Annotated in this window: 15 protein-coding genes and 1 tRNA gene; 7 read left to right on the plus strand and 9 right to left on the minus strand. The window is 67.0% G+C overall.

The genetic code is table 11. From position 1 onward, the window contains the following. Positions 1-156: 156 nt before the first annotated feature. From selA to BOO69_RS23565, 5 genes are all read left to right on the plus strand, one after another. Positions 157-1,551: an L-seryl-tRNA(Sec) selenium transferase gene (gene selA / locus BOO69_RS11025; RefSeq protein ID WP_172839530.1), complete on the plus strand. Its 1,395-nt coding sequence runs from the start codon at positions 157-159 to the stop codon at positions 1,549-1,551. Further along, on the plus strand, positions 1,548-3,455 hold the full coding sequence (gene selB / locus BOO69_RS11030; protein ID WP_071972210.1) for a selenocysteine-specific translation elongation factor: 1,908 nt from the start codon (positions 1,548-1,550) through the stop codon (positions 3,453-3,455). The genes selA and selB overlap by 4 nt, the downstream gene beginning before the upstream one ends. Before the next feature lie 13 nt (positions 3,456-3,468). Next, positions 3,469-3,563, plus strand: a tRNA-Sec gene (locus BOO69_RS11035). A gap of 59 nt (positions 3,564-3,622) precedes the next feature. Further along, entirely contained in the window at positions 3,623-5,227 is a 1,605-nt protein-coding gene (locus BOO69_RS11040; RefSeq protein ID WP_071972211.1) for a TlpA family protein disulfide reductase, read from the plus strand. Positions 5,228-5,249: 22 nt separating this feature from the next. Then, positions 5,250-5,771: a UGSC family (seleno)protein gene (locus BOO69_RS23565; protein ID WP_257786721.1), complete on the plus strand. Its 522-nt coding sequence runs from the start codon at positions 5,250-5,252 to the stop codon at positions 5,769-5,771. Between the two features lie 46 nt (positions 5,772-5,817). Here the strand turns inward: BOO69_RS23565 and BOO69_RS11055 are convergent, their stop codons facing one another. Continuing rightward, positions 5,818-6,588 carry an SDR family oxidoreductase gene (locus BOO69_RS11055; protein ID WP_071972214.1) on the minus strand — a complete coding sequence of 257 codons (771 nt, stop codon included), beginning with the start codon at positions 6,586-6,588 and terminating at the stop codon, positions 5,818-5,820. A gap of 116 nt (positions 6,589-6,704) precedes the next feature. Between BOO69_RS11055 and BOO69_RS11060 the strand changes: the two genes are divergently transcribed. Together BOO69_RS11060 and BOO69_RS11065 are read left to right on the plus strand one after the other, a co-directional pair. Beyond that, positions 6,705-7,625 (plus strand): SMP-30/gluconolactonase/LRE family protein, encoded by a 921-nt coding sequence (locus BOO69_RS11060; RefSeq protein WP_071972215.1) that lies wholly within the window; start codon positions 6,705-6,707, stop codon positions 7,623-7,625. 67 nt (positions 7,626-7,692) lie between these two features. Continuing rightward, positions 7,693-8,232 carry a histidine phosphatase family protein gene (locus BOO69_RS11065; protein WP_071972216.1) on the plus strand — a complete coding sequence of 180 codons (540 nt, stop codon included), beginning with the start codon at positions 7,693-7,695 and terminating at the stop codon, positions 8,230-8,232. 5 nt (positions 8,233-8,237) lie between these two features. Here the strand turns inward: BOO69_RS11065 and BOO69_RS11070 are convergent, their stop codons facing one another. The 8 genes from BOO69_RS11070 to BOO69_RS11105 are packed head-to-tail and all read right to left on the minus strand — an operon-like array spanning position 8,238 to position 16,792. Then, complete coding sequence (locus tag BOO69_RS11070) at positions 8,238-9,593, minus strand: aspartate aminotransferase family protein (protein WP_071972217.1); 1,356 nt, start codon at positions 9,591-9,593, stop codon at positions 8,238-8,240. A 10-nt stretch (positions 9,594-9,603) separates the two neighbouring features. Next, positions 9,604-10,407: an IclR family transcriptional regulator gene (locus BOO69_RS11075; protein WP_071972218.1), complete on the minus strand. Its 804-nt coding sequence runs from the start codon at positions 10,405-10,407 to the stop codon at positions 9,604-9,606. Beyond that, positions 10,407-11,129 carry a type 1 glutamine amidotransferase gene (locus tag BOO69_RS11080; RefSeq protein ID WP_071972219.1) on the minus strand — a complete coding sequence of 241 codons (723 nt, stop codon included), beginning with the start codon at positions 11,127-11,129 and terminating at the stop codon, positions 10,407-10,409. The genes BOO69_RS11075 and BOO69_RS11080 overlap by 1 nt, the downstream gene beginning before the upstream one ends. 1 nt (position 11,130) lies before the next feature. Further along, positions 11,131-12,423, minus strand: a complete 1,293-nt coding sequence (locus BOO69_RS11085) for a type I glutamate--ammonia ligase (protein WP_071972220.1) — start codon at positions 12,421-12,423, stop codon at positions 11,131-11,133. 7 nt (positions 12,424-12,430) lie between these two features. Continuing rightward, a complete protein-coding gene (locus BOO69_RS11090; RefSeq protein WP_071972221.1) occupies positions 12,431-13,687 on the minus strand; it encodes a cytochrome P450 in 1,257 nt (418 codons plus the stop codon). Next, the gene (locus BOO69_RS11095; RefSeq protein ID WP_071972222.1) at positions 13,668-15,272 is read right to left on the minus strand and encodes a tripartite tricarboxylate transporter permease; all 1,605 of its coding nucleotides are present in this window, start codon (positions 15,270-15,272) and stop codon (positions 13,668-13,670) included. Before BOO69_RS11095 ends, BOO69_RS11090 begins: the two co-directional genes overlap by 20 nt. After that, on the minus strand, positions 15,272-15,805 hold the full coding sequence (locus BOO69_RS11100) for a tripartite tricarboxylate transporter TctB family protein (RefSeq protein ID WP_083545503.1): 534 nt from the start codon (positions 15,803-15,805) through the stop codon (positions 15,272-15,274). The genes BOO69_RS11095 and BOO69_RS11100 overlap by 1 nt, the downstream gene beginning before the upstream one ends. A 51-nt stretch (positions 15,806-15,856) precedes the next feature. Continuing rightward, a complete protein-coding gene (locus BOO69_RS11105; RefSeq protein ID WP_071972223.1) occupies positions 15,857-16,792 on the minus strand; it encodes a tripartite tricarboxylate transporter substrate-binding protein in 936 nt (311 codons plus the stop codon). Positions 16,793-16,965 lie beyond the last annotated feature (173 nt).

A 16,965-nucleotide genomic window follows, 5' to 3' on the forward strand; every position in this document is an offset into this window, starting at 1 on the left:
AAACGTAATTCCGCCGTGTGGAACACGATACGAAGCATGGCTTCGGGAAGTCAACACCACATCGCCGTGATCGGACGGGTCATGCCGGTGCGATCCCTCGACCCTGCCGCGCCCCTGCCATAAGGAGGGAACACCAACCAGCGAGAGGTGTCACGGATGCCCCCAAGACCCAGCGATCTGCCCCAGATCGAAGCGTTGCTGTCGTACCCGACGATCGCGGCGCTTGTCGACAGCTACAGCCGTGCCGAGACCGTCGCGGCGCTGCGCCGCGAGATCGCGGACCAACGCGCGGCGCTGCTGGGCGACAGCCCGCCGGACACGCTGCCGGACTTTTCCGGCCCGTCCTTTGCCGACGGCATCGCGGCACGGATCGAGGCGGACCGCCTGCCCGCCCTGCGTTCCGTGGTCAATGCCACCGGCGTCATCATCCACACCAATCTGGGTCGCGCCCGCCTCGCGCCCGAAGCGGTGGCGGCGATGGCTGCGGCAGGTGCCGACGCAACCAACCTCGAACTGGACCTGGAAAGCGGCAAGCGGGGATCGCGGCACGCGCACGTCGAGGCTCTGATCCGCGAGCTGACTGGCGCCGAGGCGGCGGTGGTGGTCAACAACTGCGCCGCCGCCGTCCTGCTCGGCCTGATGGCCACGGCGGGCGGCCGCAGCGTGATCGCGTCGCGGGGGGAACTGGTGGAAATCGGCGGCTCGTTCCGCCTGCCCGACGTGATCGCCCAGAGCGGCGCGGCCCTGCGCGAGGTCGGCACCACCAACCGCACCCGCGTGTCGGACTACGAAGCCGCCATCGACGACACCACGGCCGTGCTGCTCAAGAGCCACGCCAGCAATTTCCGGATCATCGGCTTCACCTCGGCGCCGGACCGGCGCGCGCTGGCGCGGCTTGCGCAGGACAACCGCCTCATCATGATGGAAGATCTCGGCAGCGGCGTCCTCGTGGACCTCTCCCCCTATGGCCTGGCCGACGAACCCGTCGTGGCGCAGGTGCTAGACGCCGGCGCGGACCTCGTGATGTTCTCGGGCGACAAGCTGCTGGGCGGTCCGCAGGCGGGGATCATCGCCGGACGCGCAAAGATCGTAGCGCAGCTCAAGGCGCACCCGCTGATGCGGGCGCTGCGGATCGACAAGCTGTCGTTGGCGGCGCTGGAAGCCACGCTGCGGCTCTATCGCGCGCCGCACGATCCGATGAAGGCGGTTCCGGTGCTGCGCATGCTGTCCGACCCGATCGAGACCGTGGCGGCACGGGCTGCAGCCCTGACCGACGCGTTGCGCGCCAAGGGCCTGCGCGACCTGAGAACGGTGGACAGCACCGCCCGTGTCGGGGGCGGATCGTTGCCGGAACAAGACCTGCCCAGCGTGGCGCTGTCCGTCGCGGTCGACGGGCTTTCCGCCGACGGGCTGGCGGCAGCGCTGCGCCACGGCAAGGTGCCGGTGGTGGCCCGCATCGCCCAGGGGCGGGTGCTGCTCGACCTGCGCACGATCCAGGACTGCGAAGTGCCCCAAGTCGCCGATGCCTTTGCCGCGGTGCTGCGGTCATGACGGCAGGCGCCATTGTCGTCATCGGCCACGTGGATCACGGCAAGACGGCGCTGGTCCAGACGTTGACCGGGATCGACACCGACAGGCTGGCGGAGGAAAAGGCGCGCGGCCTGTCCATCGTCGCCGGTTACGCGCATCGTCGCTACACCTGCGGAACGGTCGATTTCGTCGATGCACCCGGCCACGGCGATTTCGTGCAGGCGATGATTTCCGCCGTGTCCGGCACCCGGGCCGCACTGGTGGTGATTGCCGCGACCGAAGGGATTGCCGCCCAGACCCGCGAACACCTCGCCATCGCGCGGCTGATGGGCGTGACCGATGCCGTCGTGGCGGTCACGAAGGTGGACCTTCTGCCCCCCAAGGCCGTGGCCGCGCACCTCGACGCAATACGCGCCGGGCTCGCGTCGGGCCCGTTCGCCCGCGCCCCGGTTGTCGCCTGTTCGTCCGTGAGCGGCGAAGGGATCGAGGCGCTGCACGATGCCATCAAAACGATGCTGCAGCAGGAGCCGCCAGGCAGCGGCCCGCCCTGCGCCTTCCTGCCGGTCGACCGCGTCTTCACCCTGCCCGGCCGCGGCACCATCGTGACCGGCACGCTGTCGGGCGGCGGCGTTTCCGTCGGCGACGCGCTGCGGCTTCAACCCGGCGGGAGGGAGGTCACCCTGCGGGGCCTGCACAGCCGGGACCGGGCGCGGGACAGGATCGCGCCGGGTGGACGCACGGCGGCGAACCTGCGCGGCGTCTCCCCCGAGGAAATCCCCCGCGGCGCCGTCTTGTGCGACCCTGCGGCGGGCAATGCCGCCACCACGATCGACGTGGCGCTGCACATCCTGCCGGAGGCCCCTGAAGTGAAACACATGCAGGAGGTGCGCCTGCACGTGGGCACGGCAAGTGTCGTGGGGCAGCTGCGCCTCTACGGTGGCGGAAGACTGGTACCGGGCGCGGACGGGTTCGCCCAGCTTCGTTTCCGCTTGCCGGTCATGACCTACGCGGGGCAACACGGCATCCTGCGCCGCCTGTCCCCGGCCGAGACGCTGGGCGGCGCCGTGGTGCTCGACCCGCGGGCGCCGCAGGTGCGCGCTGGTAACGAGGCACGTGCGGACGTACTGCGCGCCGCGTGGACGGGGGAAATCGCCGGCATCGCGGACGCGCTGGTGACGGCAGGCGGCGGGGCCGCCGACCTCGCCGATGTGGCGCGCCTTGCGCGCTGCGCGGAAAGCGATCCGCAGGCCCTGCCAGAGCGGGAGTTTCCCCGGATCGCACCGGGCCGGATCACGACGCACCGCGCGTTCTCGGAAAGGCGATCCGCGGTCTGCGCCACCTTGGCAGACATCCACGCCAGCCACCCCGCACGCTCCGGTGTGCCGCTGGCCACCTTCGCGGCACGCGGCGCGGCGCCCGACCTCGTCGACCACGTGGCGCAAAACCTCGTCTCGGACGGACTGTGCCGCCGGAACGCGCGGGGGCTCACGCTGGCCACGCACGATCCGGAGGCCGCGCTCCCGCCCGCTGACCGCGAGCGGCTGGACGGGCTGGAGGCGCAGTTTCGCACCGCGGGGCTTTCCCCGCCCGACGCGGACAGCGTCCTGCGTGACGACAGCGACCGCGAACTGCTGGCGTTGCTGATCGACCTCGGCCGCCTGGTGCCGCTTGCCAACATCGCGCTCAAGCGGACCGTGATGCTGCACGCCGACACCTTGCAGGCCGCCGCCGCCGATCTGCAGGCAACCTTCGCCGATGCCGGCCCCTTCCCGACCGGCGCGGCGCGTGACGCGCTTGGCACCAGCCGCCGGGTGATCGTCCCGGTGCTGGAGCACTTCGACACCCTCGGCGTGACCGCACGCGACGGCGACCTGCGTCGGGTCATCGCCGCTTATCCGGTTTCCCCCGGCAAGCGCGCCCGCTAGTGTCGGCCTTCACGGAGGTGACAGGAGTCTGGTGGCTCCCCTGGTCTTCAAAACCAAGGACGCGTCGCAACGGCGCGTGGTGGGTTCGATTCCCATCCACCTCCGCCACTGGACATCGGCGCGCGATGCGCCACAGTGTGGGCTGATCCAACGGAAAGGGGGCGGGCATGACCGACGACACGACAGAGACCTCGCAACCCGCGTTCACCCTCGACACTTTCGGAGGCGACAGCCGCGCCTTTCCCACGGGCAGGGATGCTCTGGTGTGTTTCGTCAAGGAAGACTGCGAAACCTGCAACACCGCAGCACCGGTGCTTGAAACCTTGCACCGGGCCTTCGGCACCGAGATGGACATCCTGCTGGTCTCGCAGTCGGGCGAAGACACCCCGGTCTTCGGCGCGCGGCACGATCTGGGGATGCCGTTGCTCGACGACCGCAGTTGTCGCACCGCCTTTGCCTGGGACATCGAAAGCGTCCCGTCGGTTTTCCTGTGCGATGCCGATGGCACCTGCGCGACCCGGTTCGAGGGCTTCGTGCGGGACGACTGGCAATCCCTGGCCTCGGACTTGGCGGAACGGACAGGCAAGCCGGCCGCCAAGATCGACTGGGAGGCGCTGCCCGCGTGGCGCCCCGGCTGCGGGTCGAAGCACCTCGACCCCGCGGTTTTCGACCGGCTGCGCGCGGAAGCGGAGGACAGCCCGATCCGGGCCCGCCGGATCGAGATCGCCAGCGGCGACGATGTGGCGGAATTCCTGTTCGATCAGGGGTTTTCGGACGGGCTGCCACTGGTCCCGCCCACGCCCGAGCGCGTGATGCGCATGCTGTCCGGCACCCACCGCGACCCGCAGGACGTGATCGCCGTCGTGCCTCCGAACATGGGTGAGGCCACGGTCGAAAAGATCGCGATCAACGCCGCCATGGCAGGGTGCAAACCCGAATACCTGCCCGTGGTCATCGCAGGGGTCGAAGCGGTCTGCACCGACGACTTCAACATCCACGGCGTCACGGCCACGACGATGGGTGCGGCCCCGGTGATGGTGGTGAACGGCCCGATCCGGGAGCGGATCGGCATGAACATGGGCCTTGGCGCGCTGGGCGCGGGCAACCGCGCCAACGCCACCATCGGACGCGCGCTTCGGATGGTGGTGCGCAACGTCGGCGGCGCGTCGACCGGCGGGGTCGAGCGTTCGACGCTGGGCAACCCAATGAAGTTCACCATGTGCTTCGCGGAATGGGAAGAACGCGCCCCGTGGGAGCCGCTGCACGTGGAACGCGGCTTTGCCCGTGACGAATCGGTTGTGACCGTCTTTGCGATGACCGGGGGGCCGGTGCATATCGTGGACCAGACATCGCGCACCCCCGGCCAGATCTCGGGCTCGCTGGGCATGGGGCTGGAGGGGGTCTTCCTGCCGAAGATGCACAACCTGCCCATCGACGCGCTGCTGGTGGTGTGCCCCGAGCATATAGATACCCTGATGCGCGACGGCCCATGGGACAAGGACCGGCTGCGCGACCGCATCCAGGAGGTGACCGCGCGCCCCCTGCGCGACATGGTCGCCGACGCGAATTCGGGCGCGGGCATCCCGCCCGAGGCCGCCGCGCAGATGGACGCCGCCGCGCTGGACCGTCTCGCGCCCAAGTTCGCGGGCAAGGAATTCATTCACATCGTCGTGGCCGGATCGGACGCGGGCAAGTTTTCCTCCGCGTTTCACGGCTGGGCCACGGGCGAGGTCGGATCCATCTCGGTTTCACGCAAGATCGATCTGGGATAAGATAGGGAAGGAGGAAAAGCCTATGACGACAATTCTCGACCCCACGGACGAAAGGACACCGGTGGCGCGCCAGCTTGCCGAGCGGTCCGGTCGGCTGGAGGGGGTGATCGGCCTCTTGGACATCAGCAAGCCGCGCGGCAACGTTTTTCTGGACGCGCTCGAAGGGTTGCTGGCGGAAAAGGCGCCGGGGATCACCACGCGGCGCTATACCAAGCCGACCTTTGCCAAGCCCTGTCCCGACGCGCTGCGCCAGGAGATCCGGGGAGAGTGCGATTACCTGATCGAAGCGCTGGCCGACTGAGGATCCTGTACGACGTGCAGTATGCACGACAACGTCTGGTTTGAAATCCAGGGGATCCCGGCAGTCGCCGTCGCATCGAGCGAATTCGGCCAGGCCGCCGAATACCAGCGCCGCGCGCTGGGCATGGAAGATGCGCGTTTCGTGCTGGTGCCGCATCCGATCCAGGATGCCACCGACGACGAGATGCGCGCAAAGGCCGCCGAAGCGGCGGATCAGATCATCGCGGCGCTCACCGCCGGCTGAAAATCCTGACGGCCGCCCTCACCGGGGCGGCCGTCATGTTTCAAAGTCAAAGTTTCGTGCCGCCCATCTCGGCTACGCCCACGAAACTGCGGTTCCATGTCGGGCTGATGAGCACCTCGTTCAGGCAGACATGGGGCGGCGCCTCGGCGATGTATCGCACCATCGCGCCCATGTCGTCGGGCTGCAGCATGCGGGCCATGTCCTCCGCCGACGGCGGCACCGGCCGTTTCTGCATGATCGGCGTGGCCACCTCTCCCGGCATCAGGGCGGTGCACCGGATGCCGTTGGCGCCTTCTTCCTGGTTGATGGAATGGCTGAGCGCGACAACCGCGTGTTTCGAGGCGCTGTACGCCGGCCCGGTCACCCGCGATACGTGCCGTCCGGCCCATGAAGACGTCAGGATCAGCGTCCCCTGACCGCGGGCGCGCATGTGCGGCAACACCGCCAGCACGCCGTACATCACCCCGTTCAGGTTGACGTCGACCACCCGCGCGAAATCCGCGGGCGTGATCGCGCTTACCGACCGGTTCGGCACATTGATCCCGGCGTTCGCCATGAAGATGTCGATGCGCGCCCGCCGGGCCGCGATGCCCTCGCAGACCGTCCCGGTCGCGTCGGCATCCATCACGTCGAGCGGCGCGGCCTCGGCACTGCCGCCTACGGCAGCGATGTCGGCGGCCACGCGGTCCAGCTCCTCCTTGCGTCGCCCCGAAAGAACCACGTGGGCGCCGCTGTCCGCCAGTGCCCGCGCCGCCGCTTCGCCGATACCGCCCCCTGCGCCCGTGATCCACGCTGTCTTGCCGTCGAGATGTGCCATGTCGTCTTCCTCGCTCCTGTCCTGTGGGCCAAGACAGGCACAGATGGTGCGGCATGTCCATTGCGCAGACGGGACGGCCTGTGCTGAGATGACCGCGACACGAAGGAGAGAACCGGATGGACGTGACACTGACCAAGGTCTGCGACGGGCTCGATTTCCCCGAAGGGCCGATCGCGATGGCGGATGGCTCGGTCATCCTCGTGGAGATCCGGGGCAAGCGCCTGACCCGCGTCGGGCCCGACGGCGGCAAGGAGGTCATCGCGGAGCTGGGCGGCGGCCCCAATGGCGCGGCCATCGGCCCGGACGGCATGATCTACGTCTGCAACAACGGCGGTTTCGTCTGGACGGAAGGAGAAGAGATCACGCGCCCGATCGGGACGCCCCCCGACTATGTCAGCGGGTCGATCCAGCGGGTCGATCCCGCCACCGGCGCCTTCGAAACGGTCTACGACAGCTGCGAGGGCACGCCGCTGCGGGGACCGAACGACATCGTGTTCGACCGGCACGGCGGGTTCTACTTTACGGATCTCGGGAAATCGACGCGCGATTACGTGCACCATGGCGCGTTCTACTACGCCCTGCCCGACGGCAGTTCGATCACGCGGGTGCATGCCCCGATGATCACGCCCAACGGCATCGGCCTGTCCCCTGACGAGAAGACGGTGCATGTCGCCGAGACCCGAACAGGCCGGGTGTGGAGCTTCGATCTCGTCGAACCCGGCAGGATCGCGCCGCATCCCTTCACCATGCCGGGGCGGCTTCTGACCACCTTGCCCGACTACCAGCTTCTCGACAGCCTCGCGGTTCAGGCGGATGGCGCGATCTGCGTGGCTACCCTGATGCGGGGCGGCATCAGCATCGTGCCCGCGATGGGTGGCGACGTGACCTATGTCGCCGGACCGGGCGATCCCTACATCACCAACATCTGCTTCGGCGGGCCCGAGATGCGGGACGCATGGATCACCGCCTCCGGGACCGGGTGCCTGTACCACGCGCACTGGCCGACGCCCGGCCTGCGGCTGAATTTCAACGGCTGACGCGGCCGCGGCTTGCCTCACCGCCCGAACGACCCACGTACCCCCCGGTACAGGGGAGACACCTTTCATGTTCAGGACACTTATTCTGGCCTGCCTGCTGCTGGCCACCGCGGCACAGGCGAACGACTGGGAGGCGCTGGATCAGCCCGGCGCAATGGCGATCATGCGGCACGCGCTGGCCCCCGGCGTCGGCGATCCGGACACCTTCGCCCTGGACGACTGCAGCACGCAGCGCAATCTCGACGCGCGCGGGCGGGCGCAGACCGAACGGATCGGCGCCGCCTTCCGCGAACGCGGCCACAGCTTTGATAAGGTGCTCACCAGCCAGTGGTGCCGCACCCGCGAAACCGCCGAACTGCTCGACCTCGGACCGGTAGAGGACGCGCCGCCGCTCAATTCGTTCTTTCGCGGCCGTGGCGACAGGGGCGGTCAGACGGACGAGACGCTGGCCCTGATCGTGAATGCCGACGGCCCGCTGATGCTGGTCACGCACCAGGTGAACATTTCGGCCCTCACCGGGCGCGCCACACGCTCCGGCGAGGTTCTGGTGTTTCGGCTGGTCGACGGCGTGCCGGAAGTGACGGGCAGCATCCTGATCGCACCCTGAACCGCTCAGGCCACTGCGGACAGACCTGCATCCAGCGCGTCGAGAATGGTGTCGACATGACCTTCGCTGACCACCAGCGGCGGCGACAGGATGATATTCGACCCCGATATGCGCACCATCGCCCCGTTCTCGTAGGTCACCTGGTGCAGGGTCGCGAGCAGCTTCTTGTCCACGCCTGCCTTGGTCGCAGGGTCCGACGTCAGTTCGATTGCCGACATCAGCCCGTGCCCCCCGCGCACGTCACCGATCAGCGGGTGTTTTTCCGCCAGCCGTGTCAGCCCCTCGAACATCTGGGTGCCGCGTGCGGCGGCATTGTCCTTGACTTGCAGACGCTCGGTTTCCTGAAGGCAGGCGATGGCCGCCGCCGCGCCGACGGGGTGACCCGAATAGGTATAGCCGGATGCGATGGCGCCCTTGCCGGTCTTGTCGTTCTCGAACACCTCGCCAATCGCGTCCGAGATCATGACGGCACCAAAGGGGAAGTAGCCGTTGGTGATCGCCTTGGCGGTGCAGCTCATGTCCGGCTTCACGCCCCAATGGCGCGAACCGGTCCAGTCGCCGGTCCTGCCGAAGGCCGTGATCACCTCGTCCGCGATCAACAGGATCCCGTGCCGGTCGCAGATCTCGCGCACGCCGGGCATGAAACTCGCGTGCGGCGGAATCACGCCGCCCGCGCCCAGCACCGGCTCCATCACGAAGGCCGCGATCGTTTCCGCCCCCTGAAAGGCGATCTCGTCCTCCAGCGCCGCAAGGCAGAGCTGCGCCAGCTTCTCGGGATCGGTCTCGTTGAACGGGTTGCGGTAGGTATAGGGGGCCGGGATGTGAAAACAGCCCGGCATCAGCGGTTCGTACTGGGTGCGGAAATTCGCGTTGCCGTTGACGCTGGCGGCAAGCGTATGGGTGCCGTGATACCCCTTCTTCAGCGACAGGTACTTCACCCGGCCCGCCTCGCCCCGGATCTTGTGGTACTGCCGGGCGAGGCGCAGGGCGATCTCCATCGAATCCGATCCGCCGGAGGTGAAGAAGGCGCGGCTCAATCCGTCGGGCGCGAAGAAGTCCTTGAGCATCTGGCTCAGTTCGATCACGGCGTCGTTGGACGTGCCGCGGAAGATCGAATAATAGGGCAGCTTGTCCAGCTGGGCCGAGATCGCCTCTTTCACCGGGGCGCAGGAATAGCCGAGGTTCACGTTCCACAGACCGCCCACCGCGTCCACGGTACGATGTCCGTCGACATCGGTGATCTCGACCCCCTCGCCGCCGACGATGATCTGGGGCGGATTGGCAAGGCTGTCCGCGGGATGGGTCATCGGGTGCCAGAGGTTGCGGGCGTTGTGCTCCTTGAGGAAGTTCGAATCTTTCATCTGATGTCCTTTACTGATCGGCGCGGGACGGCGCCTTGGCGGCGCCGTTCCTCGCGGTGAATTCGGGGTAGCGTCCGCCGAGGCTCTGCGTCGCCGCCTGGGCGGCGGCACGCAACCGCGGTGTGATATGCGCCATCATCTGCGGCGTGGCGCGGGCGCGTGGCACGGCGACCGACAGTGCGCCGATGACCCGTCCGTGGTGTCCGAACAGCGGCGCGCCCTGAGAGGTCACCTCGGTGTCGAAGGCACTGTCGAGCTGGCTGATCCCCCCCTTTCGCACCTCCTCCAGCATGTCGCGCAGCACCGCCGGATCCGTGATCGTCTTGTCGGTCATGGCGCGCAGGGTCTGACCGAGAACGCGGTCGGTGGTTTCCACCCCGGAGAAAGCCAGCACGGCAAGGCCGCTCGACGTCGCGTGCAGGGGCAGCATCTCTGCCGCGTCGAAGGAAACCTGCGTGCCATGACGCAACGGGTCGAAGTGAAAAACCGACGACAGCATGTCCCCCTGCAGGAGCGACGCGTGGGCGAGTTCGCCGATGTCTTCGGCCAGTTCGGTCACGATCGGCCGCAGAAGGCGGCGCACCGGAAACGCCGCCTCGCGCACTGCGGTAAGCCGCAGCAGCGCCGGCCCCAGCCGGTAGGCGCGCGATATCGCGTCCTGTTCCAGAAACCCGTTCTGTTCCAATTCGGTCAGATGCCGATGCACGGTCGCCTTGTCCCGGCCCGTGAGCCGGACGAAATCGCCCAGACCGATCTCGGACCGGGCCTTGGTGAAATGGTCAAGCAGTTCGAGCGCCTTGGTGATCGTCCCCATCAGGCCGCGCCCCCCCGGGCCGCTGCATGTTCGAAGAAACGCGCGATCTCCTCGGCGAAAGCCGCCTGATCCGCCTCCCGCGTGAGGGAGGCACGGGCCCGTTCGGTTGCCTCCGCGCCAACCTCGTCGGCGTAGAATTCCACCAGTGCGTTCATGAAATCATGGGTCATCTCGGGATGGTGCTGCACCGTCATCACGGTATCGCCGAGCGCGAAGCCGGCGACGGGGCAATCCGGCCCCTCGAATACGACGGTCGCCCCTTCGGGCACCGCACCGACCTGTTCCATGTGCGAGCCGTAAAGCGCGAAGCCTTTTTCCACACCGGCCCAGGGCGTCGGCTGCCCGCGTCGGACAGATAGCAGCCCATGCCCCCATCCGGCGGGATTCGCGACAATCGGCGCACCGAGCGCGGCAGCGATGACCTGGTGCCCGAAACAGGCCCCGAACAGCGGCTGGCGCGCGGCGATCATGTCGCGGATCAGTTCCTCGAGCCGGAGCATCCACGGCGTGCGGTCGTTCACCGACGCGGGGCTGCCGGTGATCATCGCCCCGTCGTAGGCGGCGATGTCGTCGGGAAAGCTGTCGCGGCAGACCCAGAACGTGTCACAGCGCCAGTCCGGGCGGGCGATATGGAGGAGGTCGGCGAATTTCTCTCCGTCGTCGGGCCAGGCGTGGGCAAACACGCTGTCGTCGGTATTGGTGACAAGGATGGCGATGCGCATGTCAGACGAACCAGACATAGAAATCGAGAAGGGCATTGGGTTCCATGTCACGCGTCTTGCGATATTCGCGCTCCTTCATGAAGACCTGATGCGCCACCAATTCGCGGCCCACCGCCTCGGACAGGACGGTGTCCGCCTCGAGATCCCTTGCCGCCTGCCGCAGGTGCGGCGCCACCCCCTGTTTCGCATCGGTCCGGTCGAAACCGTCGCCGGTCTCGATCGGTGGCAATGCCAGCTTGCCCTCGTAGCCAAGGCGCGCGGCCTGCAGCACCGCGGCGGTGGCGGTATAGGGGTTGGCGCTGGCATCCGCCATGCGGTGCTCCAGCCGTGCCTTGGCCCCGCCCTCGCAGGACACCCGCGTGGTGACGGCCCGGTGGTCGCCGCCCCAGTTCTGCCAGTAGCCCGACAGCGACCCCGGTTGCAGGCGCAGGTAGGATGTCGCGGTGGGCGCCAGAAGACCGGCCAGCCCCTTGTGATGATGCACCAGTCCGGCAAGGCAGCCACGCGACAGGTCGTTGAGGTGATCCGGCCCGCCTTTCGGGCCGGTGGCCAAGGCGTTTCTGCCCGTCTCGTCCACGAAGGAGAAGTTGATGTGCATCCCCGATCCGCCCGTCTCGGCGATGGGCTTTGGCAGGAAGGTCAGGATGATCCCGTGGTCGAGCGCGATCTCGCGCGCCATCAGCCGGAACAGCACGATGTCGTCCACCGCCCTGAGCGCGTCGTCGAAGGTCAGCGTGTATTCGAACTGCGGGCTGTCGTATTCCGCCGTGATCATGTCGAGGTGAAAGCCCATTTCCTCGGCCTTGCGCCAGATCACGTCGTTGAAGCGCATCGGGTCCGCGAAGGGACCGGTTCCGTAGACCACACCGCCCGGCGCATCGTAGGGGCGCAGACGCCCCTGTTCGTCACCCTGCAGCGCATAGGCTTCCAGTTCGATCCCCACCTTGGGGGTCAGGCCGTGGCGGCCCCAGTCCGCGATGGCGCGTTTCAACGCCCCGCGCGGGCACAGCGGCAAGGGCACACCGTCGGTGTCGTAGAGATCGCCCAGCACGACACGCGTTCCCGGCTCCCAGCTTTGACGGATGTCGTCCCCACGCCAGCGCAGTTCCATGTCGGGCATCCCATCGCGCACCATGGCGTGCGGCGCGTCCAGCAGCAGATCCCGGTCGTAGTGCACGCCGAAGGTCGCGCGGGCAAAGCGCGTGTCATTGTCGCCGATCTTCGATCCCGGCAGGTACTTGCCGCGCGGGATCGACAGGTGGTCGACGAAGAGGGCGCGAAGTCGGTCAGTCATGGCAACCTCAGTTCAGGGTGACGCGCACGGGAAGACGCTTGATCCCGCCGACGAAATTGGATCGGACGAAGGCTTCGGGCCCCGCCGGTTCGATGCCCTTGATCCGCTTGACCAGTTCTTCGAACAAAACCCGGACCTCGAGCCGCGCCAGATGCATCCCGAGGCAGACATGCGGCCCGCCCTGCCCCCACCCCAGCTGGCGGTTCGGTTTGCGCGCGAAGGTCAGCCTGTAGGGATCCTCGAACATTTCCTCGTCCCTGTTGGCCGAAACGAACCAGTAAAGCACCTTGTCCCCGGCCCTGATCTGCTGGCCGTGGACCTCCACGTCGCGGGTTGCGGTGCGGCGGAAGTACGTCGCGGGCGATGCCCAGCGCACGATCTCGTCCGGGGCCGTGCCCCACACCTCGCCCGATTTCATCTCTTCCAGCAGACCCGGCTGACGGGCCAGCGCCTGTATTCCGGCGGCGATGGAATAACGCGTAGTATCGTTGCCCGCCGCCACCAGCAGGCAGAAGAAATTGCGGAACTCGGTTTCGGAAATCGTCTCGCCGTTCTCGTCCGGCTTCAGGATCAGGTGCAGGATGCCGCTTGTATCGCCCGCCGCGTTCTTCTTTTCCATCAGGTCGCGGGCGTACTCGTAGAGCTCCGCCCCCGCGGGAGAGTTGAAGGGCATCAGCCGGTAGGCGTCGGTGTCCAGCTTGTCGGCCACGTGGTCGGTGAAGTCGGGGTCGGTGTTGGCCATCAGCGCATCCCCCTTGTCCACCAGCCAGGGCAGATCCTCTTCGGGGGTGCCGAGGATCTGGCCCAGCATCCGCATAGGCAGTTCGCGGGCGATCTCGCGGGTGGCGCAGAATTCGCCTTTCTCAAGGGCCGCATCTAGGATCGGGTGGCAAAGGTCGCGGATCTGATCCTCGAAGCCCGCCACCACCTGCGGAGAGAATGCCTTGGCCACCTTCATGCGCACCTTGCGATGTTCGCTGCCGTCCGTTTCCTGAAAGGTGCGGCGGGCCATGTATTCTTCCGGCGTCTGATCCTCCATCCGGATGCCCTGCGCGGAGGTGAACGTTTCCGTCTCGCGGATCATCTGCACGATGTCGGCGTGCCGCGTGATCGACCAGTACCCCTTGCCCTGGTCGAAGTCCGACCAGTGGCAGGGCGCTTCCGCCCGCATCCGCGCGAAGGTGTTGTAGGGCGCGCCGAAGGCGAAGCTGTCGTGCTTGCCCAGGTCGGCGTGCCCGTCGTCTTCAGGAACCCAAATGGTCATAGCTGCGTCTGCGCCTTTGCTGTTTGGTCTTGATTTCGAAATGCCGGGTGCGGCGTCCGGCGATGCGCCGGGCGAAGCGCCCGGAGGACTTTCGCGCAAGGCTGCGCCGGTCGGTCGGCACCCAATCCCGCCAGACCCGCCACAGGGTGCCCGCGACGATCACGACGATCAGCGCGAACAGGATGAAGGCGATGGGCCGGTCGATGAAGTCGAAGGGCGTGTTGACCCGGTTCATCGACGCGCGCAGCTTCACCTCCATGATGCCGCCCAAGACCATCCCCAGCACGATGGGCACGATGGGCAGGTTCAGCCGCTTGAGCACGAAGCCGATCAGCCCGAAAACCGCCGCCACCGCGCAATCCACCGCCGAGTTGCGGATCGAATAGACACCGACGAAACTCAGCAGCAGGATGCACATGCCCAGAAAGCGGTTCGGGATCTTGGTCAGGTAGACGAGCCACCCTGTCGACACCAGCAGGAAGGCCACCACCAGCACGTTCAGCACCAGCAGGGCCAGATAGAGCGCCACGACGAAATCCATCTGGTAGAGGAACAGGCCCGGTCCCGGCACCACGTTGTGCACGTAGAAAACCGACAGCATCATCGCGGTCAGCGCCTCGCCGGGGATGCCCAGCGCCAGCAGCGGGATCATCGCGGCGGCGGGCACCGCGTTGTTGGCGGTCTCCGACGCGATGAGCCCTTCGGAAGATCCCTGCCCGAAGGCTTCCGGCGTCTTCGACAGTTTGCGCGCTGACGTGTAGGACATGAACTGCGCGGTGAACTCGCCCACGCCGGGTATCATGCCCATGACGACGCCGAAGGTGGCGGATACCGTCGCGACGCGCGGATGTCGCGCCAGTTCCCGGAAGCCCTGGAAAAGCGATCCGCGCGACTTGCTCAGGCGCACTTTCTCGTCGTCCATCGTCAGCAGCAGCAGGGCCTGGCTGAGCGCGAAAAGCCCCAGCACCACGACGATCAGGTTCACGCCGCTGGCCAGCCACGTCTGGTCGAAGGTGAAGCGGCGTGTGTATTTCACCGGTTCCAGCCCCACGGTGGACAGGAAGATGCCGAAACCCGTCAGGGCCGCCGCCATCAGCATCTGGCCGCGATGCGCCACGATCACGAGGATGATGCCCAGCAGCGCCGCAAGGAAGATCTCGCGCGAGCCGAACATCGGGGCCACCTTGGCCAGCAGCGGCGACAGCAAGATCAGGCAGACGACCGAAAAGATGCCGCCGAAGAAGCTGGCCGAATAGGCCAGCGACAGCGCGCGCCGCCCTTCGCCTCGCAGCGTCATCGGGAAGCCGTCGTAGGTGGTCAGCGCGTTCACGGCCGTCCCCGGCGTGTTGATGAGGATGGCCGGGATCGCCCCGCCGAACATCGACGATCCGTAAATGCCCAGCAGGACCGTCAGCCCCACGATCGGATCGAGGGAGAACGTCGCCGGCAGAAGGATCGCGATGGCCACCGCGGGGCCGACGCCGGGGATCGCACCGATGGCGACCCCGCCGATGGATCCGACCAGCAGGGCGACGATCACGTCCCAGCGGGCCAGCACGTCCACGGCGGAAAGAAGAAGGTCCATCACAGGTACAGGATGAAGAAGCTGCGCAAGGGAGCGGGCAGCGGTTCATAGATCATGGCGCCGGGGATCTTGACCCCGAGCAGCCCCTTGAAGAGCGCGACCATGCCGATCGCGAAGAAGAACGCGGCCCAGTAGTATCCCGCCCCCCGGTAGCCCAGTCGCCAGACCAGCGTGAAGCCGAACAGGATGCTCATCGGCAGGAAGCCCACGATGGGCACAAGGAACACGTAGGCCATGAACCACAGCACGTATTCCAGCGGCTCCAGCCAGCGCCACACCTCGACCCAGTCGAGCCTGTCGGGACGGCGTCGGCGCATCAGCCAGAAATGCAGGGCAAAGCTGCAGACCATGAGCGCGATGGCCACGCCGGGCCAGAACCGGGGCTGCGCCGCAAGCGAGTCGGAGTCGGCGATCCACTCCGTCTGGGTGGTGATCTGCGACAGCAGCAACAGGGACAGCCCCAGCGCGCCCAGGATGAACGGGGCCTGCCCAGCGACGCGGGTCCTGGCCTGCAGATCGGATTCGATGCTCACATCATGCTCCCGGAAGGAATGGGAGGGGCCGCTGCGGCCCCTCCGGCCGGATCAGTTCAGCGTTTCGCCGATGGTGCTCAACGTGGCCTTGTCCGCCTCGATGATTTCGGCACTTTCGGTGGCGTCCTTCCAGTAGACCAGCGCGCCGGTCTCTTCGGCCACCTTCTGGGCGCGCTCGCTCATGACCGTCTTCTCCGCCACGGCGGCGATCTTGGCACGCACGTCCTCGGGGGTGTCCTTCGTCACGAAGAGCCCGTTCCACAGGGCGATGTCCAGATCACCGTCGACCTCGCCGATGGTGGGGGTCTCGGGGATCTTGCTGATCCGCTCGCCGGTGATGGACACCAGCACCTTGACCTGATCGATGCAGGGCAGGATCAGCTGAAGCGTGGTGTTGATCACGTCCGCATCGCCGGAGGCCAGCGTGTTGCAATCCAGCGCGTCGAAGGCCGCGTCCGCCGCCCAGTCGAAGTCCATCTTCTTGGCCAGCGCCTTGGTCACCTGCGTGGGCGTCAGGACGTCGCCGAAGTGGCCCAGCACGACGTCGTTTTCCTTGGCGTAGGAGGCCAGTTCCTCCATCGACGAATAGGGCGCATTGCCCGAGGTCGCGATGACGAAGGGATAGGTCAGGAAGATGCCGATGGGATCGAACTTTTCCGGGGTGAGTTCCGGAATGTCGATCTCGTGCCCGATCAGCGACACCGCGGGCACGAAGGACCCGATAGTATAGCCGTCCGCCGGTGCGGTCGCCACGTCGATGGCGCCGGGGAACGGGCCACCACCGCCGCCGGGCTTGTTCACCACGGCCGCCGCCACGCCGTATTCCTTCTGGAAATCCTCGGCGATCATGCGCGTCAGCACGTCTTCGAGGTCGCCCGGAGGCCACGGTACGATGAAAGTCACGGGTTTTTCGGGGTACTCGGCAAGCGCGGGGCCAGCCAGGCCCAGCGTCAGCGCCGTGATCGTTGCGGTCAGAACCGTTTTCATGAAGTGCTCCCTGTCGATTTTCTGGATGGTTCATTATACGAACCATTGGTTTGAAATTCTTGACTTTGACGTGTCCCCTGTCAACACTTCTTTTCACGGCACCCTGGCCAAGACCCGGCCGCAGCCGAAAATCGCCCGTTTACGGGGCGCGTGCGCGCCCTGCCCGCTGCCTC

Source organism: Sulfitobacter alexandrii (assembly GCF_001886735.1).
GTDB lineage: Bacteria > Pseudomonadota > Alphaproteobacteria > Rhodobacterales > Rhodobacteraceae > Sulfitobacter > Sulfitobacter alexandrii.

Coding starts and splice junctions, on each gene's coding strand:
- BOO69_RS11090 (WP_071972221.1), bottom strand. CDS start 13,687: ATGACCATTTGGGTTCCTGAAGACGACGGGCACGCCGACCTGGGCAAG.
- selB (WP_071972210.1), top strand. CDS start 1,548: ATGACGGCAGGCGCCATTGTCGTCATCGGCCACGTGGATCACGGCAAG.
- BOO69_RS11055 (WP_071972214.1), bottom strand. CDS start 6,588: ATGGCACATCTCGACGGCAAGACAGCGTGGATCACGGGCGCAGGGGGC.
- BOO69_RS11080 (WP_071972219.1), bottom strand. CDS start 11,129: ATGCGCATCGCCATCCTTGTCACCAATACCGACGACAGCGTGTTTGCC.
- BOO69_RS11040 (WP_071972211.1), top strand. CDS start 3,623: ATGACCGACGACACGACAGAGACCTCGCAACCCGCGTTCACCCTCGAC.
- BOO69_RS11085 (WP_071972220.1), bottom strand. CDS start 12,423: ATGACTGACCGACTTCGCGCCCTCTTCGTCGACCACCTGTCGATCCCG.
- BOO69_RS11060 (WP_071972215.1), top strand. CDS start 6,705: ATGGACGTGACACTGACCAAGGTCTGCGACGGGCTCGATTTCCCCGAA.
- BOO69_RS11095 (WP_071972222.1), bottom strand. CDS start 15,272: ATGGACCTTCTTCTTTCCGCCGTGGACGTGCTGGCCCGCTGGGACGTG.
- BOO69_RS11105 (WP_071972223.1), bottom strand. CDS start 16,792: ATGAAAACGGTTCTGACCGCAACGATCACGGCGCTGACGCTGGGCCTG.
- BOO69_RS11065 (WP_071972216.1), top strand. CDS start 7,693: ATGTTCAGGACACTTATTCTGGCCTGCCTGCTGCTGGCCACCGCGGCA.
- BOO69_RS11075 (WP_071972218.1), bottom strand. CDS start 10,407: ATGGGGACGATCACCAAGGCGCTCGAACTGCTTGACCATTTCACCAAG.
- BOO69_RS11070 (WP_071972217.1), bottom strand. CDS start 9,593: ATGAAAGATTCGAACTTCCTCAAGGAGCACAACGCCCGCAACCTCTGG.
- selA (WP_172839530.1), top strand. CDS start 157: ATGCCCCCAAGACCCAGCGATCTGCCCCAGATCGAAGCGTTGCTGTCG.